This window comes from Pseudomonas sp. F3-2, from assembly GCF_038804275.1.
GTDB lineage: Bacteria > Pseudomonadota > Gammaproteobacteria > Pseudomonadales > Pseudomonadaceae > Aquipseudomonas.
On record NZ_CP152388.1, the window covers coordinates 4,360,498 to 4,385,510 of the forward strand.

Annotated in this window: 16 protein-coding genes; 7 read left to right on the forward strand and 9 right to left on the reverse strand. The window is 61.9% G+C overall.

Annotated features, from left to right (window positions below; translation table 11 throughout):
- Positions 1–126: 126 nt before the first annotated feature.
- Positions 127–1,581 carry a TrkH family potassium uptake protein gene (locus AAGQ88_RS19675; RefSeq protein WP_285423316.1) on the forward strand — a complete coding sequence of 485 codons (1,455 nt, stop codon included), beginning with the start codon at positions 127–129 and terminating at the stop codon, positions 1,579–1,581.
- 61 nt (positions 1,582–1,642) lie between these two features.
- Here AAGQ88_RS19675 and AAGQ88_RS19680 read toward each other — a convergent pair whose 3' ends face one another.
- Positions 1,643–2,650, reverse strand: a complete 1,008-nt coding sequence (locus AAGQ88_RS19680; RefSeq protein ID WP_285423317.1) for an AraC family transcriptional regulator — start codon at positions 2,648–2,650, stop codon at positions 1,643–1,645.
- A gap of 135 nt (positions 2,651–2,785) precedes the next feature.
- Between AAGQ88_RS19680 and AAGQ88_RS19685 the strand changes: the two genes are divergently transcribed.
- Entirely contained in the window at positions 2,786–3,097 is a 312-nt protein-coding gene (locus tag AAGQ88_RS19685; RefSeq protein ID WP_342655847.1) for a DUF962 domain-containing protein, read from the forward strand.
- Between the two features lie 60 nt (positions 3,098–3,157).
- Here AAGQ88_RS19685 and AAGQ88_RS19690 read toward each other — a convergent pair whose 3' ends face one another.
- The 6 genes from AAGQ88_RS19690 to recQ form a co-directional block, all read right to left on the reverse strand.
- On the reverse strand, positions 3,158–3,976 hold the full coding sequence (locus AAGQ88_RS19690) for a UDP-2,3-diacylglucosamine diphosphatase (RefSeq protein WP_342653319.1): 819 nt from the start codon (positions 3,974–3,976) through the stop codon (positions 3,158–3,160).
- Between the two features lie 138 nt (positions 3,977–4,114).
- Complete coding sequence (locus AAGQ88_RS19695; RefSeq protein ID WP_342653320.1) at positions 4,115–5,014, reverse strand: bestrophin family ion channel; 900 nt, start codon at positions 5,012–5,014, stop codon at positions 4,115–4,117.
- A 104-nt stretch (positions 5,015–5,118) separates the two neighbouring features.
- The gene (locus AAGQ88_RS19700; protein ID WP_342653321.1) at positions 5,119–5,415 is read right to left on the reverse strand and encodes a SelT/SelW/SelH family protein; all 297 of its coding nucleotides are present in this window, start codon (positions 5,413–5,415) and stop codon (positions 5,119–5,121) included.
- A 2-nt stretch (positions 5,416–5,417) separates the two neighbouring features.
- The gene (locus tag AAGQ88_RS19705; protein WP_342655848.1) at positions 5,418–7,646 is read right to left on the reverse strand and encodes a LysM peptidoglycan-binding domain-containing protein; all 2,229 of its coding nucleotides are present in this window, start codon (positions 7,644–7,646) and stop codon (positions 5,418–5,420) included.
- A gap of 270 nt (positions 7,647–7,916) precedes the next feature.
- Entirely contained in the window at positions 7,917–8,351 is a 435-nt protein-coding gene (locus AAGQ88_RS19710) for a MarR family transcriptional regulator (RefSeq protein WP_093463877.1), read from the reverse strand.
- 206 nt (positions 8,352–8,557) lie between these two features.
- Positions 8,558–10,684 (reverse strand): DNA helicase RecQ, encoded by a 2,127-nt coding sequence (gene recQ, locus AAGQ88_RS19715; RefSeq protein ID WP_285423321.1) that lies wholly within the window; start codon positions 10,682–10,684, stop codon positions 8,558–8,560.
- Between the two features lie 210 nt (positions 10,685–10,894).
- Here recQ and AAGQ88_RS19720 point away from each other — a divergent pair, with 210 nt between their 5' ends.
- Positions 10,895–11,482: a YecA family protein gene (locus tag AAGQ88_RS19720; protein WP_285423322.1), complete on the forward strand. Its 588-nt coding sequence runs from the start codon at positions 10,895–10,897 to the stop codon at positions 11,480–11,482.
- A gap of 10 nt (positions 11,483–11,492) precedes the next feature.
- A complete protein-coding gene (locus AAGQ88_RS19725; RefSeq protein WP_342653322.1) occupies positions 11,493–11,906 on the forward strand; it encodes a YbaN family protein in 414 nt (137 codons plus the stop codon).
- Positions 11,907–13,027: 1,121 nt separating this feature from the next.
- Here the strand turns inward: AAGQ88_RS19725 and AAGQ88_RS19730 are convergent.
- Positions 13,028–17,989, reverse strand: coding sequence for a retention module-containing protein (locus AAGQ88_RS19730; RefSeq protein WP_342653323.1), 4,962 nt, complete (start codon positions 17,987–17,989; stop codon positions 13,028–13,030).
- A 421-nt stretch (positions 17,990–18,410) separates the two neighbouring features.
- On the opposite strand from AAGQ88_RS19730, the gene AAGQ88_RS19735 reads away from it, so the two are divergent.
- Genes AAGQ88_RS19735 through AAGQ88_RS19745 form a run of 3 tightly spaced genes read left to right on the forward strand, consistent with a single transcriptional unit; the run spans position 18,411 to position 23,320 of the window.
- Positions 18,411–19,766: a TolC family outer membrane protein gene (locus tag AAGQ88_RS19735; RefSeq protein ID WP_285423325.1), complete on the forward strand. Its 1,356-nt coding sequence runs from the start codon at positions 18,411–18,413 to the stop codon at positions 19,764–19,766.
- A 32-nt stretch (positions 19,767–19,798) separates the two neighbouring features.
- Complete coding sequence (locus AAGQ88_RS19740) at positions 19,799–21,964, forward strand: type I secretion system permease/ATPase (protein WP_342655849.1); 2,166 nt, start codon at positions 19,799–19,801, stop codon at positions 21,962–21,964.
- Between the two features lie 12 nt (positions 21,965–21,976).
- Positions 21,977–23,320: an HlyD family type I secretion periplasmic adaptor subunit gene (locus AAGQ88_RS19745; protein WP_342653324.1), complete on the forward strand. Its 1,344-nt coding sequence runs from the start codon at positions 21,977–21,979 to the stop codon at positions 23,318–23,320.
- Positions 23,321–23,459: 139 nt separating this feature from the next.
- Here AAGQ88_RS19745 and pap read toward each other — a convergent pair whose 3' ends face one another.
- Positions 23,460–24,962, reverse strand: a complete 1,503-nt coding sequence (pap, locus tag AAGQ88_RS19750) for a polyphosphate:AMP phosphotransferase (protein ID WP_285423327.1) — start codon at positions 24,960–24,962, stop codon at positions 23,460–23,462.
- Positions 24,963–25,013 lie beyond the last annotated feature (51 nt).

Consider the following 25,013-nt stretch of genomic DNA (forward strand, 5'->3'; position numbering starts at 1 on the left):
TCTTGAACTTCAATAACGAACAGCGGTGGCATTTACTTACAAGACACGCAGAAAGTGCCTCGGTTTACTTGGCTCTGCCCACGGGTAGAATGAGCGCCTTTCCATCACCTAGATCAGAGCGACTGCATGGCGTTGCCGACCCTTCGCATCATCGGTTTCATTATCGGCATCTTTCTCATCACCCTGGCCATCGCCATGGTCGTGCCAATGGCGACGCTGCTGATCTTCAACCGCACGGCGGACATGCCCTCGTTCCTCTGGTCCAGCATGATCACCTTCATCTGCGGCCTTGCGCTGGTGGGTCAAGGGCGGCCGGAACACGTCCACCTGCGGCCAAGAGACATGTACCTGCTCACGGTCAGCAGCTGGGTGGTGGTGTGCATTTTCGCCGCGCTGCCGTTTCTGCTGACCCAGCACATCAGCTACACGGACTCCTTTTTCGAAAGCATGTCGGGCATCACCGCCACCGGCTCCACGGTCCTCAGCGGGCTCGACAGCATGTCGCCCGGCATCCTCATCTGGCGTTCGCTGCTGCACTGGCTGGGCGGCATCGGCTTCATCGGCATGGCCGTGGCGATTCTGCCCTTGCTGCGCATCGGTGGCATGCGGCTGTTCCAGACCGAATCGTCGGACCGCTCGGAAAAGGTCATGCCGCGCTCGCACATGGTCGCCAAGTTCATCGTGCTGGTTTACGTCGGCATCACCGTGCTGGGCAGTCTGGCGTTCTGGTGGGCAGGGATGAGTCTGTTCGACGCCATCAACCATTCAATGTCGGCGATTTCCACCGGCGGTTTTTCCACCTCCGATCTGTCTCTCGCCAAATGGCCGCAACCGGCTGTGCATTGGGTGGCGATCGTGGTGATGATTCTCGGCAGCCTGCCCTTCACCCTGTACGTCGCCACCTTGCGTGGCCATCGCCAGGCGCTGTTCCGAGACCAGCAGGTGCAGGGCTTCATCGGCCTGCTGCTGGTCACCTGGCTGGTGATGGGCGTCTGGTATTGGGCGACCACCGATCTGCCGTGGTACGACGCGTTGCGCCATGTCGCGCTGAACGTGACCTCAGTGGTGACCACCACCGGTTTTGCGCTTGGCGACTACAGCCTCTGGGGCAACTTCGCGTTGATGCTGTTCTTCTATCTGGGCTTCATCGGCGGCTGCTCGGGGTCAACCGCGGGCGGCGTGAAAGTGTTCCGGTTCCAGGTTGCGTACATCCTGCTCAAGGCCAACCTGCATCAGTTGATTCATCCTCGGGCGGTGCTCAAACAGAAGTACAACGGCCATCGTCTGGACGACGAAATCGTTCGTTCGATTCTGACGTTTTCGTTCTTCTTCACGATCACCATCTGCCTGATCGCACTGCTGCTGTCGTTGCTGGGGCTGGACTGGATGACCGCACTCACCGGCGCGGCCAGTACGGTGTCTGGCGTCGGGCCGGGGCTGGGGGAAACCATCGGTCCGGCGGGCAACTTCTCGACACTGCCCGATGCCGCCAAGTGGATTCTGTCGGTCGGCATGCTGCTCGGCCGGCTGGAAATCATCACGGTGCTGGTGCTGTGCATCCCTGCATTCTGGCGGCATTGATACAACGCCGCCGGACAGAACACGGCAGGTCCTTGCAGCGCGTTCATGGAATCGAAGGTGACTAGTCGATCGCCTTACGCACCCGGTATTCGCCCGGCGTCTCGTCGAACCAGCGCCTGAATGCACGGAAGAAGTTGCTCGGGTCGGCGAAGCCCAACAGGTAAGCGATCTCCAGCAAGGTCATCTGCGGCTGCGCGAGGTATTGCTCGGCCAGTTCGCGTCGAGTGTCATCGAGCAGCGTCTGAAAACTGGTGCCCTCCTCCTGCAAACGCCGCTGCAAGGTACGTTGCGACAAGTGCAGGCTCTGGGCGACCGCCTCACGCTTGGGCTCCCCCTGAGGCAGCAGCCTGCAAATCACCTGGCGCGCTTGATGGGTGACGCGGTTGTTGGCAAAGCGGGCCAGGAACTCCCCGGCGAAACGGTCATGCAATTCAGCCATCGCCGCATTGGCCGTCGGCAAGGGGGCTTCCATGTCGGCGCGTTCGAACACCAGAGCGTCGTATGGCGCATTGAAGGTCAGCGGCGCGTGGAAGAACTTCTTGTACGGCTCGACATTTTTGGGCTGGTCACCCTGAATCAGTACCTGACGCGGGTGCAACGGACGGCCCGTCAGCCAGCCGCAAAACGCCAGTGCAAAGGCCAGCGAGGCCTCGGCGCTTTGCCGCGTCGGCGGCAGTCGATCGCCGTGCACGGTAAGAATCAGGGCGTAACCTTCCGGGATCAGCCGAAAACTCAGGTCGGCGCTGTCGGCAATGATGCGCTGATAGCGCACCAGACGCTCGAACCCCTCTTTGAGGGTCTGGCTGGACATCAGCGCATACCCGGCCACGCTGAACGACGCCGGCCTGACGACGCGAGCCATGTTCAGACCGATCGCCGGGTTACCCGACAGCTCGACGGCACGCTGCCAGAGGCGAGTCATGGAGTCCTGGGCAAATCGGGCGTCAGGGTTCTCGAGGTCGGCGTAGATCAGGCCCAGCTCACGGAACAGCGCCTGGCAGTCGAGCCCGTCCATCTCCAGAGACCTGACAATGCCCAGGGCCCAGCTCGAAGAAGTCGTTTTTTCCATGCGCACGTCTTCTTATTATGCTCAATCGCCCCCTGCGACTGATAGCCGAAGGATACTACGTTGGCACCCATTGTCACTGCCTCCAGCGAGGGCTGGACTAAACTGAGTCGACACAGCGCAGCCGAGCAAAGCCCCGTGGAAAACCTGAGAACGTTCGAGCGATTTGCCGATTTCTATCCGTACTACCTGCAAGAGCACCGCGACAGCACCTGCCGTCGCCTGCACTTCGTCGGCACCAGTCTGGTCATCGCGATTATGGCAATCGCGTTATTGAGCGCCAACTGGGTGTTGCTGTGGGTGTTGCCGTTGGCGGGATACACCTTTGCCTGGGTCGGGCATTTCTTTTTCGAGAAGAATCGACCTGCCACGTTCAAGCATCCGTTCTACAGCCTGCTGGGCGATTTCGTCATGTACAAAGACATGCTGATCGGCAGAGTGCCCTTCTGATGAAGGCGCCTGCCCTGAGCTGAGCGTTGCCCCCGATCATGAGCTGAACAAGTGCAGGCTTCAGACCGTCTCGCCCACGGCAGGCTCGATGACGCCAGCTTTTGCCTTCACGTGAGCATCGGCGAGCCTGAACAGTTCGATCGTGCCGTCCCAGTGCTCGATCAGCGCGGTGCACGACTCGACCCAGTCGCCGCAATTGAGGTATTCCACGCCGCCCACCTGACGAATTTCCGCGTGGTGAATTTGCCCGCAGACCACGCCATCTAGCCCGCGCTTCACGCATTCGTGAGCGATGGCTTCCTCAAAGTCGCTGATGAAATTCACGGCTGTCTTGACCTTGTGCTTGAGGTAAGCCGAAAGCGACCAGTAGCCGTAGCCGTATTTCGCCCGCCAATGGTTGAGCCAGCGGTTGAGGGTCAGGGTGAATTCGTAGGCGGAGTCGCCAAGAAAAGCCAGCCAGCGGTGATAGCGCGTGATCACGTCGAACTGATCGCCATGGATCACCAGCATCCGGCGACCGTCGGCGGTGGTGTGCACCGCCTCGTCCACCAGCTGGATGTTGCCCAGAATCAGTCTGGAATAGCGACGCAGGAATTCATCGTGGTTGCCGGTGACATAGATCACCTCGGTGCCGCGCTTGCTCATGGTCAGCAGGCGGCGGATGACGTTGGTGTGCGCGTGCGGCCAGTACATGCCGCCGCGCAGTTTCCAGCCGTCGATGATATCGCCGACCAGATAAATCCTGTCGGCCTGATACTGCTTGAGGAAGCCGGACAAGTGCTCGGCCTGGCAGTCCCGGGTTCCCAGATGCACATCGGATATCCACAAGGTCCGGACACGTTGTTTACGACTGGGTTTCACGTTCTCGGCAATGCTCATGGATGACCTCCACACTGGTTTCCCCAAGGGTGGACCGGGTCAGTGAAATGAACATGACGAGGCTGTTGAAATTTGATGACAAGGCCGCGATCGATCGAGGCAGCGCCAGCCAGAGGACTCAGCAGGTGCACACAGCCGTTACGTCAACACGAACTCCACCGGTTCAAGCAACGGCGGCAGCGGCTCGACGCCCAAGGCATCCAGCACGTCGCGCTCGACGACACGCACCAGCGCATCCAGCGGCAGGTCGTTCTCGTCATAGCCGAACGGGTCTTCGAGTTCGTTGCTGATCGCATCAAGGCCAAAGAAGGTATAGCTGACGATGGCGATGAAAAACGGCGTCATCCACCCCAGCGGTTCCGCCATCGCGAAAGGCAGCAGGATGCAGAACAGGTAGATCGTGCGATGCAGCAACAAGGTGTAGGGAAACGGCAGCGGCGTGGTCTTGATCCGGTCACAGGTGGTGAGCACGCGGCTCAGCGCGCTGAGATGACTGGCCAGCAACGTGTAGCGCCACTCGTTGATCTGCCCGCTGTCGGCGGCCTGCGAACACTGTCGCCCGACTTCGCGCAGAATCCGGTCACAGGGATTGGCCGCCCCGGCCGGCGGCATCTGGCTGAGCCACGGCCCGGCCGCTCGCTGGACATCCTGACGCCGGAGCATGGCGCCCAGTGCGTGAGCAAAGCCACACAGGTCACGCAGGATCGGTCCGCGCACACCGTCATCCTTCATCACCTGGGTTTCGCGAATGATCGACCGCGTTTCGGTGATCATTTCCCCCAGCGCCTTGCGTGCCTCGTACCAGCGGTCGTAGCAGGCGTTGTTGCGAAAACTCATGAAGATCGACAGCGACAGCCCCAGCAGCGTGAACGGCGTCGCGCTGACCTTGGCAAAGTAGTCCGGGTGCAGGTTTTCGATCAGGACGATGACTGCCGCCAGCAACGTGACCAGCAGGCTGCGCATGGCAATGCGCCGCGCAATCGAGCCCTTGAGCGCGAGCAGCACATTGACGAGGTTGGGATGAGGTCTGACGATCATGGAAGGGTCTACGGCCGACGAGCGCTGGGAAGGCAACTGAGCATAGGCGTGTTACGCCAGCAGCGTCCAATCGCTACTGGCAACCCCGTCATCGACGCGCTCGATCAACTGTCTTGATGGGCGCTGCGATCGTTGTGGCCCAGATTGCGGTCGGGGTCGATCTGGTCACGCACACGCTGTTTCAGGACTTTGGCTTCGGGAAACCCGCCATCGGCCTTGCGCTCCCAGATCTGCACGTCGTTGCAGGTGATGCGGAACACGCCGCCGGTGCCGGGGATCAGCGAGACTTTGCCCAGATCGTCAGAGAACGTACTGAGCAACTCCTGCGCCAGCCACGCCGCACGCAGCAGCCACTGGCACTGCGTGCAATAGGTGATGGCGATTTCCGGTTTCGTCGACATGGTCAATTGAGTCCTGCAAGCAGATCGCGGGCGGTTTGCTGTGGGCCGTCGTCGGACTCGTCGATCACCTCCTGCAGCAGCCGATGCGCCTCTTCGACGTTGCCTTCATCGATCAGCACCTGGGCTTCGTTGATTTTGCTCAGAGGTGCTTCGTCCAGATCCAGCAGATCGAAGCCGCCTTCGTCGTCCATGAAGCTGTCCAGGAAGGCATCGTCGATCAGATCACTGTTGCTTTGAACCACCACCGGCTCAGCCTCGAACTCGACATCCATCTGTGCAGGCGCTTCTTCTTCTTCGGCAAAATCACTGAGGAACTGCTCTTCGGGCATCTCGAAGACTTCCGGCAACTCGGTCAGGTTAGAGGCGAATGACGGATCCAGCTCAGGCTCGGCCTCCGGCGCCGGTTTGCGCGGGGCCGGGGTGTTTTCGAACGGATCGACCAGATCCCAGTCGGCGTCCATCGACAGGTCATCCAGATTGAGCTGGAAATCGTCGGCGGCAGGCTGAGGATTCAGCGCTGCCGCTGCATTCTCGTCGAGCTGCGCCTGCGGTTCCGGAGCGGCGGCTGCCGCGGCACCGGCGACCACTGCGGCAGCGACCGGCGCGGTCATGGCGGGCGACGCAGTTTCGCCAGGAGGCGCGGCGACTGGAGCCGTCTCGACGTGCAGTTTCGGATAGCGGCTGCGGATCTCCTGGAGTTTCTGCGCTTCGATGCCCTGACTCAGCAGGATCTGCTCTTCGCGGTCGAAGCCTTCGAGATCACCCTGCTCGCCCAGCAATTCAAGAACGCGCAAACGCACATCGGTGCGCAGGGGCTGCTTGTCCAGCGCGTCGCGCAGGATCGCCAGGGCTTCGGCGAACCGGCCATAGGCGATGTAAATGCTCGCGCCATCCAGCGCGTCGGTGGCGGCGCCTGCCAGACGCTGCCCGGCGGGCGCCGGGGTGGCCGGACGCGGCGCTGTCACCGCAGGCACCTCGAACACCGGCGTGACGGTTGCCTGGGCGGGCTTGATGATCGGCTCGACCGGCTCCGGCTGCAGGGCCATCTGGTCTTTGAGCTTGTTGCGACGGACCGACCAGGCCAACGCCAGCAACAGCAGAATCACTAACAGACCGGCCAGCAGGGTGGTCCACGGCAGACCCTCGTCTTCGACCGGTTGAACGGGCGCCGGCGCAACGACGACGGGTGCAGGTGCAGGTGTCGGCGCGGCGGCAGGGGTTGGGGTCGGCGCCGGCGCGGCCGTGACCAGACCCGGTTCCGGGGCGGGCGCGGCATCCGTACCAGCAGGCGCACCCGAGGCCGGCGTCACCGGTGCCGGAGCGGGCCGTGAAGCCAGTGCCTTGAGCTCGGCCAGCTGCGTTTGCAGTTCGATGATCTGCTTGTCCTTGTCGGCCTCCTCGACGGACGCCTCCTGAACCTGCTGCTTGAGATCTTCCAGCGGGGTATTGAGCTGCTGGTTTTCCAGCGCAGTGGCCGTCAGTTGCTCGTTGGCACCGGGTCGGGCGCCTGGCGCTCCCGAGCCGGATGCAGTCGGGGCGGACGCGACGTTAGACGCGTTCTGCCCACCGGCTGGCGCGCTGTTCGCGGCTTTGGGCTCGGCGGCACTGTCGGGCAACAGCAGGCTCTGGCCGACTTTCAGCTGACTGCGTTCGCCGTTGGGAAAGGCCTGCGGATTGAGGGACTGAATGCCGCTGATCAACTCGCTGGAGGAGACTTTGCTGCCGGGGGCCTGCATCTGCCGGGCAATGCCCGCCAGCGTGTCACCGGACACCACGGTGTACCGCTTGCCTTGCCTGGCCTGTGGCGGCGCGACCGGCAAACGCGAGTCGCTGTCCTTCGCCCCGGAGGCGGGCGATTGGGTTCGGCTGCGCGTCGCGGCGAGCCCGGAAGCCGAGGTCGGCGGGTCGAGGAGAACGGTGTATTCGTGCAGCTGGTCGCCGTTCGGGCGCACCAGTCGCACGACGAAATCCAGATAAGGCTCGGTGACCGCCTTGCGCGATTCGACATGGATCACGCTGCGGTTGCCACGCACCACGGGCGTAAAACGCAGATCGTTCAGGAAAAACACCCGCTCGACGCCCGCTTTGGCGAACGCCTCGGGCGAGGCCAGGCTGACAACGATTTCGTCCGACGTCAGACCGCCTGCTTCGATGAGTTCGATGTCGGCATTGAAAGGCTGCCCCAGCGCCGAATGCAGCGTGATCTCGCCCAGACCCAATGCCGCGGCCATTGAACTGTGGAGCAGCGAAGCCGAGGCGATCGCCAGTGTCAGCAACCCCGAGCGAAGACCCGACTGAACGCGATCTGGTGCAAAAGCCCCGCGCCGACTACCGGCCTGAAAACTCTTCAGCATGCGAACCCTTATAGAGAACAAGGCAGGCTTCCCTGCACTTTCGTTTACGCGCACGGACAGCGCGTCCGGCAGAATCAGTATGGGTGCAAATAGAACAGGATGTTTCGACAGGTTCAACGTATTTGTCGCGGGCGCCCGGCCCCGGCGTCAGGATTTTTCCAGATTGGCCAGAATTTTCGAGTGAACGCGCATGCACACACGCAAATCCTCTTCATCGATGCCGACGAACAGCTCGTGGCGCAGGGCGGTGGCAATGGTTTCGATCTTCTCGATCAGCGGCCGCGCGGTATCGCTGAGCACGATCTTTTTCGCGCGCCGGTCTTCCACCACTGCCTGACGACGAACCAGCCCCTGGTTCTCCAGACTGTCGAGCAGTCGGGCCAGGGTCGGCCCTTCCACGCCAACGCTCTGGGCCAGTTCGCGCTGGGTCGGCGGCTCTTTGAATCGCGCCAGATGCAGCAGCACCAGCCAGCGCGCCTGGGACAATCCCAGGTCAGCCAGTCGACGATCAAGCTCGGCGCGCCAGCCGCGGGAAAGATTGGCCAGCTGCATGCCAAAGCGGTGTTCTTCGGTTAACGGCATAGGTAACTCAATGGTTAAAGGCGATTCCTAATTAATAGGCAGCTAACCATGGACCTTCTATCGAGGCAAGCGTCTGGATGTGGTCTTTCGTCGCACAACGCTGTGCAGTCCGGTAAGCGGCAGGTTTGGCATGGAACGCGCTGCAGTGCATGAATGGGTCGCAGGCTGCAGCGCCCACCGCATTCATGCCCGTTCAGACATTGGCGTCAGACTTCGAATTCGGACTGCAATGCCGCACGCACGCAATACAGCACGCCTTCCGGCACGCGGCCGGTGAACAGCTCGGCAATCGCCGCGACCGGCGGCAGCTCACCCTCGCCATCGAGGAAGGCGTCCTGAATTTCGCTGAGCAGGTCTTCAGGCAGATCCAGCGCCTGATCGAGTGATAACTGCTGCTTGCCAATGGCTTCAGCAAGCATCGTGTAGACGTTTTTCTCCGAACATTGCAGTTGCCCGGCGATCTGCATCGGGGTCATGCCGGCTCGCGCCAGGCTGATCAGTTCGTGACGCAGGTCGGTGACGACCCGCGGCGCCGGAGCCGCGCCGCCGAGCACTTCCAGGAACGCCTCGCCGTAACGCTCCAGCTTGCGCGCGCCGACACCGCTGACCCGGCCCATTTCAGCCATGGTGCCTGGCTGGCTGCGCAGCATCTCCAGCAACGTGGAATCGGGGAAAATGACGTAAGGCGGCACGCCATGTTCTTCCGCCAGCTTGCGCCGCAGGGTGCGCAAGGCTTCCCACTGTTCGCGCTCCTCGCCGCGCACCAACTGACTGGCCGGGCTGCCGGACGCTTTCGGGGTCGTCTGCGGCTTGAGGTCGCGACGCAGCTGCAGCGTCACTTCGCCGCGCAGCAGCGGTCTGCACGTGTCGCTCAGGCGCAGGCCGCCGTAGCCTTCCAGATCGATGTCAGCCAGACCGCGCGCCACGAGTTGTCGGAACAACGAGCGCCATTCGCCTTCACTGCGGCTTTTGCCGACACCGAACACCGAAAGATGCTGATGCCCGAAACCCTGGACCTTGTCGTTTTCCTTGCCCAGCAGCACGTCGACCAGATGGCCGACGCCATAGCGCTGACCGGTTCGATAGATTGCAGAGAGCGCCTGACGCGCAGGTTCGGTAGCGTCCCAGGTCTGCACGCCGTCGACACAGTTGTCGCAGTGCCCACACGGGTTTGGCATGTCTTCGTCGAAGTAGGCCAGCAATGCCTGACGCCGGCAGCGGGTTTCTTCGCACAAGGCGAGCATTGCATCGAGCTTGTGATGCTCGACGCGCTTGTGTCGTTCATCGCCTTCGGAGTTCTGCAGCATCTGCTTGAGCATCAGCACATCCTGCAGGCCGTACGCCATCCAGGCATCGGCAGGCAGACCGTCGCGCCCTGCCCGACCGGTTTCCTGGTAGTAGGCTTCCAGCGACTTGGGCAAATCCATGTGCGCGACGAAACGCACGTTGGGCTTGTCGATGCCCATGCCGAAGGCGATGGTCGCGACCATGATCAGGCCTTCCTCATTAAGGAAGCGGCGCTGGTTCTCCGAGCGCGTTTCGATCGGCAGCCCGGCGTGATACGGCAGCGCCGGATAGCCGTTGTCGCTGAGGAACGCAGCGGTTTCCTCGACTTTCTTGCGCGACAGGCAATAGACGATGCCGGCATCGCTGCGCCGCTCGGAAAGGAACGCCAGCAATTGCTTGCGCGGCTGCTCCTTGGGAACGATGCGGTAGAAAATGTTCGGCCGGTCGAAGCTGGACAGAAAACGCTCGGCGTTCTGCAGGTGCAGGCGATTGACGATTTCTTCCCGGGTGCGCTTGTCGGCGGTCGCGGTCAGGGCGATGCGCGGGACGTCAGGAAACAGCTCGGCCAGTTGGCCCAGCTGCAGGTATTCGGGCCGGAAGTCGTGGCCCCATTGCGACACGCAATGGGCTTCGTCGATGGCGAACAAGGCGATCTTGAGGTTTTGCAGGAAGGCCAGCATGCGCGGCTGAACCAGGCGTTCCGGCGCCAGGTAGAGCATTTTCACTTCGCCCAGACGGATCCGGTTGGCAAGGTCGCGCTGTTGCTCGGGGGTGAGCGTGGAGTTCAGCGCCGCGGCCGAAACACCGAGTTCTTCAAGCGTCGCCACCTGGTCGTCCATCAGTGCGATCAGCGGCGACACGACCACGGCCAGACCGTCGCGCAGCAGGCCGGGCACCTGAAAGCAAAGGGATTTGCCGCCGCCCGTAGGCATCAGCACCAGCGCATCACCGCCACTGGCCACGCGCTCGATAATGGCACCCTGGCGACCACGGAAGCTGTCGTAGCCGAAGATGTCTTTAAGTACGCGTTGAGCCTGGTCGAGCATAGATACCCCGGATGGTGCCACTGCAGCGGGTGAAGATCGCTGAGCAAATCGCAAAGCGCGGCAGTATACCGGAGCGCTCCGGGCGATAGGACAACGCGTACGCCAACGGTCGATTTTTTGCGCAATACCGATTCCATGGCCCTCGCCGCTGGCGTCCTCGGCCCTCAGGGCCTAGAATTCAGCATCGTTTATTTCCAAGGTAGTCCGTCAATGTCCTTCGCTGAGCAATTACACCGCCTGCAAGCCTTCCTCGACGCCGATGAGCTGCATGACGAAGCGCTGGACTATGTAGCCGCCCACGGCTACCTGACCGCGCTGTCGATCTGTGCCGAAACCGTTCCGGACCGCGAATGGATCGACGCACTGTTCGCCGAACCGCCGCACTATGCGGATCAGGCTCAGCATGAAGAGATCGAATCCACGCTCATCAAGCTCAAAGAGCATATCGCCCGTCAGTTGGCGTCGGACGAAGAGTTCGAGCTGCCTTGCGATCTGGATCTGGGCGACGACCCGGATGATTCGGAACTGCGCGGCTGGTGCATCGGCTTCATGGAGGGCGTGTTCCTGCGTGAAGCGGCCTGGTTCGAAAACGACGAGGAAGAAGTCAGCGAGATGCTGCTGCCGATCATGGTCGGTTCGGGTCTGTTCGATGAGCAGCCTGAGTTCGCGGACATCGCCGCCGACGCCAACCTGATGGATGACATGATCGTGCAGATCCCGGAGGCGCTGACCGCGCTGTATCTGCTGCTGCACGCACCGGACGAAAAGCCCGCCATCCTCAAGCCCCGCCACCACTGAGTCTGCGCCTATGGCGCAGGGCAGTTCCGGTGATTCAACACCCCGCACGAGTCGTTCCAGGCTCGTGCGTTTTCTCTTGCAAGGCATTGGCTGGCTGAGCGTGGCGCTGGGCGTCGTCGGGATCTTTCTGCCGGTGCTACCGACCACGCCCTTTCTTCTGCTGGCCGCCGCCTGCTTCGCCCGCAGCTCTCCGCGTTTTTATCACTGGCTGGTCGATCACCCTCGTCTCGGTCCGTGGATTCGCGATTATCTGCAAGGCAACGGCATTCCCCTCAAGGGCAAGGTCTACGCGATCGGGCTGATGTGGCTCAGCATCGGATTTTCCTGCTGGCTGGTGCCATTGGTATGGGCGCGGGGCTTCATGCTGATCAGCGCGGTGCTGGTGACGGTGTATATCCTGCGGCAAAAGACCTTGCACCGCTGACTCTCCACCGGGCTCACCGGCCTCTTCGTGAGCAAGCTCACTCCCACAAATAGGTAGCACGCATTCCCGGATCCTGCGGCCTGACACACATCCCGTGGAAGCGAGCTTGCTCGCGAAGGCTGATTGCCAGCAGCTGCATCTCTATCGGATGTAACGCCAATTCGCGAGCAAGCTCACTCCTACACGGATCTGCGGGCATTCCCGAACTTTCCGGCCAGACACAAAACCCGTGGGAGCGAGCTTGCTCGCGAAGGCTGATTGCCACCCGCTGCATCTCTATCGGATGTACCGCCAATTCGCGAGCAAGCTCACTCCTACACGGATCTGCGGGCATTCCCGGATTTTCCGGCCAGACACAAAACCCGTAGGAGCGAGCTTGCTCGCGAAGACTGATTTCCAGACGCTGCATCTCTATCGGATGTACCGCCAATTCGCGGGCAAGCTCACTCCTACAAATAGGTAGCGGGCATTCCCGGATCCTGCGGCCTGACACACATCCCGTGGGAGCGCGCTTGCCCGGAAGACTGATTGCCAGCCGCTGCATCTCTATCGGATGTACCGCCAATTCGCGAGCAAGCTCACTCCTACACGGATCTGCGGGCATTCCCGAATTTTCCGGCCAGACACAAAACCCGTAGGAGTGAGCTTGCTCGCGAAGACTGATTGCCAGCCGCTGCCTCTCTATCGGATGTACCGCCAATTCGCGAGCAAGCTCACTCCTACACGGACCTCCGGGCATTCCCGGATTCTGCGGCCAGACACAAAACCCGTAGGAGCGAGCTTGCTCGCGAAGGCTGATTGCCACCCGCTGCATCTCTATCAGATGTACCGCCAATTCGCGAGCAAGCTCACGCCTACACGGATCTGCGGGCATTCCCGAATTTTCCGGCCAGACACAAAACCCGTAGGAGCGCGCTTGCCCGCGAAGGCTGGTTACCAGCCGCTGCCTCTCCACCAGCCACAGCGGCCTCTTCGTGAGCCAGCTCGGTTTTCCGGGTATTCGACTGCCCCCCACGAGACCGAGGCCTGACGGGCAGCTTCGCGTTTATCCCGTTCGCCAGCGGCAACACCAAGAAGCCAGACATTTGGTGCGGTGTTTCAGGCACACCGCAAGCCTTCCCTCACACCGTATCGACCTTCAACGAATGGTCCCCAAGCATTCCGTTGATGATGGCTGCGGCATCCGGGCCGCCGGCTACCACGCCGCCGGCACCGGGGCTGACGCCGTAGTGCTGGGCCAGATCCACGCCGGCAAGGTCGATGGTCTGCGTGATCGCGCCCCCGGCGACGCTGCTTATATCGATGGTTGAAACCAGGGATGCACCGCTGCCGCTGACGCTGAAATGCAGGAAGTTTTCCAGCGAGTTCGCGTCCCCGTGCTCGCCCTGGAGCAATTGCGACAGGTCCAGCTTGTCGAGGCCGAAATTGAAGTCGGTCACGGTGTCGTGCCCGGTGTTCCCCGCCTGCCACTGGAAGGTATCGTGCCCCGTGCCACCGGTCAGGGTGTTGTTGCCCGGTCCGCCGATCAGGATGTCATCGCCCGCTCCGCCGTTGAGCACGTCGTTGCCCAGGCCGCCGTTGAGCATATTGTTGCCGTGATCGCCTGTGAGGTGATCGTTGAAGTTCGAACCGATCAGGTTATCGATATTCACCAGCGTGTCGACGCCCGCCCCACCCGTGTGCTGCGGTCCGAGTTCGGCGGTACTGACCGTGACGCCCGCAGTGGCCAGCGAGTAGTTCGCGGTGTTGTTGCCCGCGCCGCCGTCGAGCAGATCGTTGCCCGACCCGCTGAACAGCATGTCATTGCCGTTATCGCCGAACAGCTCGTTGTTGCCTGGTCCGGCGACCAGCACGTCGTTGCCGTCGCCACCGTGCAGATGACTGTCCGCCGCGCCCACCAGCACATCGTCGCCCGTCGTCCCAAGCACGACCTGCCCGTCCTGATGGGTAATGTTCACCGCCGCGGTGCTGCTGCCGCCGTGGGGATCGGTGACGGTATAGCTGCTGTGGACATCGGGCGTGTTGTTGACCGCCGCGTAGTCGATCGTCAGGTTCAGGTTGTAGTGTTCCTTCACGCCCGGATCGGCCTGATTCACCACGATCAGCCGGTACACGCCATCTTCAGTGGCGGTAAAGCTGCCGCCGTCGGCAATGCCATGGTAGGCGCCTTCCTCGAACTTCCAGGCCATGCCCAGCACATCGTTGGTCAGGGAGTGGTCGACGGTGACTGTCTCGCCGGCCTTCAGATGGACGCTGTACAGGTCCTGTGCATTGGCGGGCGACCCATTGACCGCGCCCAGATAGCCGCTGATCACCAGCAGGGCCGTCGTCGCCGAATTGTTGAAAAAGTCACTGCGCTCCAGATTCTTCAGCTGATTGACCGCCTTGTTCTGGCTGCTGGCGAACGGAAGGGTCTTGAGCGACGTCGCGCTGAAATCACCACCCTTGGCGGTCCAGCCGGTGTCGAAACGGGTCGGCGTCGCGGTCAGCGGGCCGCCGTTGCCTGCTGCGTCATTGGCCGCCAGCGCCTGGCCAGGAATGAAAACGGTCGCGCCGCTCTGGTTGGTGATGACGTTGTCAGCCACGGCCACGGGCGCTTCGTACACCGGCGGCGGCACTACATGGATGTTCAGGTTGGCCGACGCCAGGTCACCGTCGTAGTCACTGAGCACGTAATGGATGTTTTCGGTCTGCGGCTGCTGCACGCCAGCCGCCGGGGTGTAGGTGTAAGCACCGGTGTTCATGTTCATCACCAGGGTGCCGCCCTGCTCGGTGGTGATGGTCAGGTTGTTGCTCAGCGGATCGAGCGTGCCGTGATTCTCGCCGCCTGTGGTGGTGACTCTGCCGTGATGGCTGAACGCTGTCGGATCGAACTGGTAAGTGGTGCCGTCCACGCTGATCGATTTGACGTAACCCTGATCCGCGCCGAACGTGCCCCCTTCCAGCAGACTGCCGTGCACCCCGCCCTGCACCGTGCCGCTGAGCACGACATTGAGCTGGCCCAGATCGGTCACGATCACTGCGTTGCTGTCAGTGGCCGTCGCGCCGTTGTGCGCGACCGGGTCCAGGTAGGTGCTGCTGACTTGCGTGCCGACGCCGATGGCGTGAGCGTTGATGTGATGGCTGTCGAGGAACTGTGTCCAGGCCGCTTCTTCACCGAGGCTGATGCCATCGCCACGGTCAGGGTCTGGCACGCTGCCCGGATCGGAGTGCTGCGGTGACGTGGTGGGGTTTCCGTCCGAGAAGAAATACGCAACATTCTGCGCGCCGCTGATCGCGCCTTTCTGGGTGAACGCCTGTTCGGCGGCAGCCAGCGCCGCGTCATAGTTGGTGCCGTTGCCCGCCGTCAGGCCGTTGACCATGGCTTTGGCCGTCGCCACATCGACCCATTCGTTGCTGCCGATGTGCGCCTGACTGTTGAAGGTCACCAGTTGCACGCGCACGTCGCCCAGTGCCTCGTATTTGTTCAGCAATTCGACGATCGCCTGTTTCTCAAGCCCCAGCCGGGACAAGCCGTTGACGCCCGACGCTTCGTTCATGCTCGCCGAAGTGTCGACGATCAGCATCAGGTTAGTGCCGGTCGATTCGCTGGTGACGGTGCGATCGATGCACGCGGCCTTGGGCTGGTCGTCGACGATGTTGACGACGATCTGTGCCGACGACGAATGCCCGAGCGAATCAGTGACGGTGTAGTTGAACGTATCGTGGATGACATTGGGCCCGTCGTTGGCGCCCGGCGTGGTTTGCGCCGGTGATGTGAGCGTGTAGGTGTAGCTGCCGTCGGCATTGAGGTGCAGCACGCCCAACGCGCCCTGGGCGGTGCCGTTATGCGCGCCTTGCAGGCTGAAGGTCAGCGCCCCTGTGCCGCCCTGCACTGAATCGGCGACCGTGCCGGTACCGGTTTCGGCCGTCGAGCCTGGGTGACTGCCGTTGACCTTGCCGGGCGCCAGATCCAGTCCGTCCTTGTGGGTATCCAGCGCGCTTTCATGAACGGTCACGTCGTGGTCATTGCACGCCACCGGCGGACAGGGCGGCGCCACATTGACCGTCACGGTTGTGGTGCTGGTGTCGCCGTCGGCGTCGCGAATCGTGTAGGTGAACACGTCCTGCTCGCCATGAGGGCCTACCAGCGCGGGGTTGCTGTGATACGTCGCGTTACCCTGATTGTCGACGATCAGCGTGCCGTACAGACCAGTGATCACCGTATTCAGGCCGCCGGACACCGGCGTTGACGTATGGTCACCGGCACGCACGCCGATGATCAGGCCGTTGGGGCCGGCACCGTCGGCACCTGCCGAGTCGTTGAGCAACAGGTTGCCGCTGACTTCGCCGCCCGCCGCGACATTGCCGATGTCGCAATGGGCCTGCGGCGTGTCGTCGACAATCCTCACCACCACGTTGCTGTTGGCGACGTCGCCATCGGAGTCCACCGCGTGCACGGGAATCCGGTCATTGACCGACACCCCGTTGCCCTTGCTGTGATCTTCCGGGGTGTTGAGCGTGTAGGTGTAATTCACCACGCCCGTGACCGGGTTGTAACCGAGGATGGTCAGCGTGCTGCCGGACGGTAATTGCGCCGTGTGCGGCGAGGTGATCGCCACGCCGTTCTCGATCACGTTGATGCCGCCCACCGTCAGCGTCTGCAGGCCGTCGGGTGCGGTGATCTTGATCGTGCCGCTTTGGGTGAGTGCGGCGGCATCCGGATGAGAGCCGCCTGGCAGATGCGATTCGTTGACCGTGCAATCGCCCGGCGCAATGATCACGCCGCTGTCATGTACCACATTGACGGTGATCGTCGTGGTGCTGGTGTCGCCATCGGCGTCACGGATCGAGTAAGTGAACACATCCTGCGCACCTTCCGGTGGAATGACGCCGGGCGTGCTGTGGTAATCGGCGTTGCCGGCGGCGTCGATGGTCAGCGTGCCGTAAAGACCATTGATCACCGTGTTCAAGCCGGTCGTGACCGGCGTTGAGGTATCGCTGCCGGCGCGCACGCCGACAATCAGCCCGCCCGAGCCCGGACCGTCGGCACCCGCCTGATCGTTGAGCAACACGTTGCCGATGACGTTGCCGCCTTCGAGCACATACCCGACATCGGCGACGGCGTGCGGCACATCGTCGACCACATGGACGATAACGCTGCCGTCGGCCACGTCGCCGTCGCTGTCCACCGCGTGAACGGGAATCTGCTCGTTGTTGATCGTGCCATCACCCTGATTGTGTGATTCCGGCGCGGTGAGCGTGTAGGTGTACGTGACCACGCCCGTGGTCGGGTTGTAACCGAGGATGGTCAGCGTATTGCCCGACGGCAGCGTGATCGATTGCTGCCCCGACATTGGAACGCCATTGCTGACAACCTCGATGCCGCCAATGGTCAGTGTTTGCAGCCCGTCCGGTGCGTTGACCTGAAACGTCCCGCTCTGGGTCAGCGCGGCGCCATCCGGCGCACTGCCGCCCTCCAGGTTGGCTTCGTTGAGCGTCACCTCGCTCTCACCCAGGGAAATGCCGTTGTCCGTCGGCGGTGGCGGTGGCGTGATGACGGGCGGCTGGCTGGCGTCGGGCGAGCCATCGTCCCGCCCGCCGATTTCGCCTTCCGGCACCAGAAACACTGGATTGAGCCCTTCGGTGGGGAAGCCGACCACCGGATTCACCACGCCACCGGTCTCGGTCAGCATCACATAGGAGTGGCCGCCACCAAGCGCGCTCGGCGAGCCGCCGGGATTGGCATTGCCCGCGGCGGGCGCATCGGTGACCTGGCTGGGGTCCGCGCCGGCGGCGATGGCTTGCTGCAGTTGCTGCACGTCGGTCAGTTGCGCCTGACTGGGCGCGGCGGCGTCCGGGGTATCGATAGGCGTCGCATGGTTGGCGAGGATCTGCGGCGTCAGCGGCATGCTGCTGTCGCGCCCCAGAGTCAGCTCGCCGCCGTCGGTGAGGTGCACGGCCACTGCGCCCGCAGGCCCGGTCTGGAGCTGCTCACCGGCGTAGAGCCTGTCGCCCTCGATGACCAGTCGTCGGGTTCCATCACCGGCCACCGCGAAAACGTCGCCCACCACTTTTTGCACCGTACCGATCAACCTGGCCATAGACACTCCCTTGCTGCAAATAACCGATCAAAAAATGTTACGAATCCAACAAAAACTGTTCGAACGGCGTACAGAAAAGGCCTTGAGCCATCATCAGACGACAATTTTATGTCGCTGAATCTTTTCAAGTTTTTTCTTCGAAAAACGACTTGATGGGCCGCCGTCAAATTTCCGCTGAAACGTGCACAAAATCTCTTAACCGCCCGTAATGCATTGAATACAGGCGAATCATGGATTTCACCATCGCCTGAAAATCCAAAAGGACATAAGTTTTTTTTGGAATAAGACATATGAAAAAAACGTCTGAGCTTTTCCGAAAGTTGTTCTTAGCTGTGATGTTACAAACCTGATACGGTTTTAAGCGAAGGAATCGCCGGTTTTTTGGCGTAGTAGCACGACAACATTTCACGGAGAAGTATTCATGCGCGATTTGACCCCGCTCTACAGTGCAGTTGTGTTGGCGGTCGCCTGCGCCCAAGCGCAAGCCATGTCCCTCAACCAGGCGATTCAGAACACCATCGACAATCACCCGGAAATTCACGCCAACGTGAACAACCGATTGTCCGCAGACGAAGATGTGAAGTTCGCCAAAGGAGGCTATCTCCCCACGGTTGATCTGATCGCCGCCTACGGCCGTGAACACACCGACAGCCCCAATACCCGGGGCTTCAACAACCACAACGAAGAGACCCTGAACTACACCCAGTCGGAACTGCGGCTGCGGCAAATGCTGTTCGACGGCTTCAACACCAAGAACGAGGTCGGCCGGACCCGCGAGGTCGTCAACTCCCGCGCGTATTACCTGCGCGGTACCTCTGAAAGCCTCGCCCTGCGCACTGTCGAGGTCTATCTGGAGGTGCTCAAGCGTCGCGAGATGCTCGATCTGGCAAAGAACAACCTGCAGGCGCACCTGCGCATCAACGACCAGATCGGCTTGCGCACCAATCGCGGCATCGGCAGCAACGCAGACGCCGATCAATCCAAGGCCCGTCGCGCTCTGGCCGAAAACAACTTCTACACCGCGCAAGTCGACCTGGCCGACGCCGAGGCGAACTTCTTCAGCGCTGTCGGCAGAATGCCGGATGAGCTGGAAGCCCCGCCGAGCATCAGGGGCGAGGTGTCTCCCAGCCTCAGCGCCGCGCGGCAAAGCATGCTGACCAACAACCCCTATCTGAAATCGGCGCAGGCCGACGTCAACGCCGCAGAGAAGCAATACGAAGTGGCGAAATCGCCTTTTTACCCACGCTTCGACGGCGAGCTTGCGGTCGGCGCGAACGACAACCTGCAAGGCGAGGAAGGCCACGACAACGAATGGCGCGCCGCCGTGGTGATGAATTACAACCTGTTCAACGGCAATCGCGACAAAGCCCGCCTGAATTCCGACTCCTACAAGACCGGGCAGGCCATGGACATTCGCAACAACGCCCTGCGCATGCTCAACGAGAACCTGGCCCTGGCCTGGAATGCGATGAATAACGCGCGCACCCAGACGCCGATCGCCCGCGAATACGCCGAGACCACCACCCGTGTGCGCGCTGCGTATCAGGATCAGTTCGGCCTCGGCCAACGCACCCTGCTCGACCTGCTGGACAGCGAAAACGAGCTCTACAACGCGGCCCGCCGCTACACCGAACTGCGCTACACCGAAGAATTCGCGATGTACCGGGTGCTGGCCACTGAAGGCGAGCTGTTGCGCAAAGAGCGCGTGGTATTGCCGGCTGAAGCGGTCGCCCTGACAGAAGTCAAAAGCGAAGCACGGCTGCCTGAACTGAAGTAGCGCGCAAGCGCCGGGAGAAGTCTGTGACGCGCATGGAACCGACACACATCGATCTGGCCCATCCGATCGACCCTCGTTCGAACTACGACGATCCGCTGCTCGACGGCCTGCTGATCCTCTGCAAACTGCACGATTGCAACGCCAGCCGCACCAGCCTCAGTGCTGGCCTGCCTCTGGCGCAGCATCGGCTGGGCGTTGAACTGCTTCCCCGTGCCGCCGCTCGCGCCGGACTGCAGGCGCGCATTCTGCGCCGCGATCTGGACGCCATCGACGGGCTGAACCTGCCCGTTTTATTGCTGCTCAAGGGCAACCGATGCGCCGTGCTGCGGCGCTGGGAAGAGGACGGGCGTGCGCTGATCCTGCCCAGCGAAGCCGAAGGTGGCGAGCAGCGGGTCACCCGCGAAGAACTGCAAGCGCTCTACACAGGGCAGGCATTGTTCGCCCGCCCGCGTCACGAACTGGAAAACCTGCGCGCGCCGTTGGTGCCCAGGGTCAACGCCTGGTTTCGTGACACCCTCAGACTGTCGCGCTGGCTCTACAGCGACGCGATTCTCGCCAGCCTGCTGATCAACCTGCTGGGGTTGATGGTGCCGCTGTTCGTCATGCAGACCTACGACCGCGTCGTACCCAATCAGGCGACGTCGACCCTCTGGGTGCTCGCCGTCGGACTGCTGATCGGCACGGCATTCGAACTGACTTTGCGTCTGGTGCGCGCGCGTCTGCTGGATCAGGCCGGGAAGAAAACCGACGTGATTCTGTCCGCCACGTTATTCGAGCGCATTACCGGAATGGCGATGAAAGCGCGCCCTGCCACCGTCGGCGGCTTCGCCCAGAGCATTCATGATTTCCAGGGCCTTCGAGAGTTTCTGACCGCCGTCACGCTCACCAGCATCATCGACCTGCCGTTCGCCGTGCTGATGCTGGCGGTGATCGGGTTGTTGGGCGGCTGGCTGGTGGTGATTCCGGTGGTGGCTTTTCCGATCACGATCCTGTTCGCCTGGATCATCCAGATGCGCCTGCGCGACACCGTCGAACGCAGCCTTGCGCTGGGCGCCGAACGTCAGGCCCTTTTAGTGGAAACACTCGGCGGACTGGAAACCCTCAAAGCCTGCGGCGCCGAAAGCGAACGCCAGCATAAATGGGAGTCGACCCACGGCGCCCTCACCCGCCTCGACAGCCACGCCCGGGACCTCTCGGCGCTGGCCAGCAACGGCACCTTGTTCATCCAGCAGTTCTCGGGCATGGCGACCATCGTCGCCGGGGTCTACATCATCATTGCCGGCAACCTCAGCGTCGGTGCGCTGGTGGCCAGCTATATGCTCGGCAGCCGCGTGCTGGCACCGCTGGGCCAGATCGCCGGGCTGATCACGCGCTATCAGCAGGCGCAGATCACCATGAAGAGCACCGATGCGCTGATGGCCCTGCCGCAAGAGCGCGAGCCTGGCCGAACGACGCTTCAACACACCCGGCTGGAAGGCGCGCTGCAGGTGGTCAACGCCAGTTTCGCCTATGGCGGCCCCGGTACGCCCGCTGCCCTGAGCGAGGTCACTATCAGCGTCAGACCCGGTGAGCGGATCGGCATCATCGGTCGCAGCGGTTCGGGCAAGAGCACCCTTGCCCGTTTGATGATGGGTTTCTACACCCCTGATTCCGGCCAGCTGTTGCTCGATGGCCTGGATCTGCGTCAGGTCGACGTCGCGGACCTGCGCCAGCAAGTGGGCTACGTGGCCCATGATCTGCCGCTGCTGGCGGGCAGTCTGCGGGACAACCTGACACTCGGCGCGCGTTATGTCAGCGACGCCAGAATGCTGGAGGTCGCTGAACTGACAGGCGTGACTGACCTTGCGCGCAACCATCCGCAGGGCTTCGACCGCCCTGTGGGCGAGCGCGGCCAGCTGCTTTCCGGCGGGCAGCGTCAAGCGGTCTTACTGGCCCGCGCGCTGCTGCTCGACCCACCCATCATGCTGCTCGACGAACCCACCAGCCACATGGACAACGGCAGCGAAGACGTCTTGCGCCAGAAGCTGTTCACGCTGATGCAAGGCAAAACCCTGCTGCTGGTCACCCATCGCATGTCGATGCTCAGTCTGGTGGACCGGCTGATCGTGATGGACAACGGCAAAGTGGTCGCCGACGGTCCCAAAGAACTCGTCGTCGAAGCGTTGCGCAAGGGCCGTACCGGCCCGGCCATGGTTTAAGGAGCGTCGCCCATGTCATCCGCTCACAGCTATTTTCACCCTGATCGCCAGGTCGATAACGAGTTCATGCCTGAGGTCGCAGGCGTCGCGGCGCAGGACTCACCCCGTGGCGCGCGCGTCACCGTGTGGATCGCCGCCGCGCTGATCATCACCGCGCTGGTGTGGGCCAGGTTTGCAGTCCTGCAAGAGGTCACGATGGGTGAAGGCAAGGCCATTCCGTCGAGCAAGGTGCAGGTGATCCAGAACCTGGAAGGCGGCATCGTCACGGAAATCTTCGTGCGCGAAGGGCAGATCGTGAACAAGGGCGACACCTTGCTGCGCCTGGACGACACGCGTTTTCTCTCGAACAAGGGCGAAAGCGAAGTGGACAAATACACGCTGATGGCGCAGGTCGATCGGCTGTCGGCGGAGGCCGAAGGCAGGCCGTTCAAACCCTCTGCCGAGGTGCTCGGCAGAGCGCCGCAGGTGGCGGCCGATGAACAGGCATTGTATGACTCTCGCCAGCGGCGCCTGGCCAGCGAGCAGCGCACATTGCAGGAGCAATTGCGCCAGAAGATGCAGGAAGTCGCCGAATTCCGCTCCAAGCAGGATCAGTATCGCAATCAGTTGGGCTTCATTCAGCAAGAGCTGAGCATGTCGGCGCCACTGGTGAACAGCGGCGCAGTGTCGCCAGTGGAGATCATTCGCCTCAAGGGCAAGGCGTCCGAGGCTCGCGGGCAAATGGATGCCACTTCACTGGCGATTCCACGCGCCGAAGCGGCGATCAACGAGATCAGAAGCAAGATCCAGGAATCCACCGACACCTTCCGATCCGACGCCACCAAGGACCTCAACGAAAAGCGTTCGGACCTGGCCAAAGCCAGCGCCACCAGCATCGCCATCGACGACCGCGTCACGCGCACCACCGTGACCTCGCCGGTCAAGGGCATCGTCAAGACCTTGAAAGTCAACACCATCGGCGGCGTGGTTCAACCCGGCAGCGACATGGTAGAAATCGTGCCGCTTGAGGACAACCTGCTGATCGAAGCCAAAGTCAGGCCGCAGGACGTTGCCTTTCTGCATCCGGGCCAGAAAGCCATGGTCAAGTTCAGCGCCTACGACTACACCATCTACGGCGGACTGCCGGCCAGACTGGAGCTGATCGGCGCCGACACGACCACCGACGACAAGGGCAACACGTTCTACCTGATCCAGGTACGCACCGACAAAAACCACTTGGGCAGCGATGCGAAACCGTTGCTGATCATCCCCGGCATGGTCGCGACGGTGGACATCATCACCGGCGAGAAAAGCGTAATGGACTACCTTCTCAAACCCGTCCTGAAAGCCCGCACCGAAGCACTGCGGGAGCGGTGATCCTGCAGACTCGTTTACGCCACAACCCCATGTAGGCGTAATCCGAGGTGATGAGGGTCGCGAATGCGCTGTCTGAGCCAGACCGCATTCGCGAGCGTCGTCACTTCCGATTGCCCCTGCAGAAATGGTGTTCCGTCAGTCACTTTTTCTTCTTGTCGCCCTTGGCGAACGCTGCCTCCAGCGCCTCGTTGATTGTGCGCAGGACTTTTACCCGGGCCCAGCGTTTGTCATTGGCTTCGACCAGCGTCCACGGGGCGATTTCGGTGCTGGTGCGGTCGACCATGTCGCCAACGGCCTCTCGGTATTGCGGCCACTTCTTGCGGTTGCGCCAGTCGTCTTCGGTAATCTTGTGCCGTTTGAAAGGGATCTTCTCCCGAGCCTGAAAACGCTCAAGCTGGGTCTTGTCGTCGATCGCGAGCCAAAACTTCACGACCACGATGCCCGCATCGGTGAGCTGCTCTTCGAAATCATTGATCTCGCTGTACGCCCTCAGCCAGTCCGCTTCAGAGCAGAAACCCTCGACCCGCTCCACCAACACCCGGCCATACCAGGAACGGTCGAATACGGTGAACTTGCCGCGCGCCGGGATCTGTCGCCAGAACCGCCACAGATAAGGTTGTGCCAGCTCGTCCTGGCTGGGCGCGGCGATGGGCACGATGTGGTACTGGCGAGGATCGAGCGCGCCGGCAACCCGCTTGATCGCCCCGCCCTTGCCGGCAGCATCATTGCCTTCGAACACCGCCACCAGTGCATGACGACGCATACGCTTGTCACGCATCAGGCCGGAAAGACGCGCCTGTTCGGTGATCAACTGCTCTTCGTAGTCGTCCTTTTCCAGCGCCAGCGACATGTCCAGATTGTCCAGCAGACTGCGCTCGTCGGTGTTGCTCGGCAGCGGGCCGAGGTTGACGAAATTGCTCTGGCCTTCAGGGGTTTTCAACGCGCTTTGCAGGCCTTCCAGCAACAGCCGGCCGACCGTCAGGCTGCGGTAGTTAGGGTCTGCGCCTTCGATCACGTGCCACGGCGCATAATCGCGACTGGTGCGGCGCAGGACGCGCTCGCCGAATCGCACGAACTTGTCGTAGGTTTTCGATTGCTGCCAGTCCAGCGGGCTGATCCGCCAACTGTGCAGCGGATCGTCCTTGAGGGTCTTGAGGCGCTGCTTCATTTGCTGTTTGGACAGGTGAAACCAGAACTTGAAGATCACGGCGCCTTCATCGACGAGCATTTTCTCCAGACGCTCCGCGCCGTTGATGGCCTGATCCAGTACCGGGTCAGGGAATTGCTTGTGCACCCGTCCCTGAATCATCTGGCTATACCAGTTGCCGAAGAACACGCCGATGCGGCCCTTGGGCGGAAGCTGTCGCCAATAGCGCCAGACCGGAGGATGAGCGAGCTCCTCATCGGTCTGCTGGTCGAACGTGCGCACCTCGATGTAGCGCGGGTCCATCCAGTCGTTGAGCAGTTTGACGGTTTCGCCCTTGCCAGCGCCTTCAATGCCGTTGATCAGCACAATGATCTGGCGCTTGGCTTGTTCGTGAAGTTCGTATTGCGCCTCCAGCAGCGCCTCGCGCAGTGCCGGAACTTCAGCGTCGTAGGTCTCGTCATCGATGGTGTGGCCGATTTCAGCGGATTCGAACATGCATGGCTCCCTTCATGATCACCCAAGACTAGCAGGCGTCTGGTATCAGTG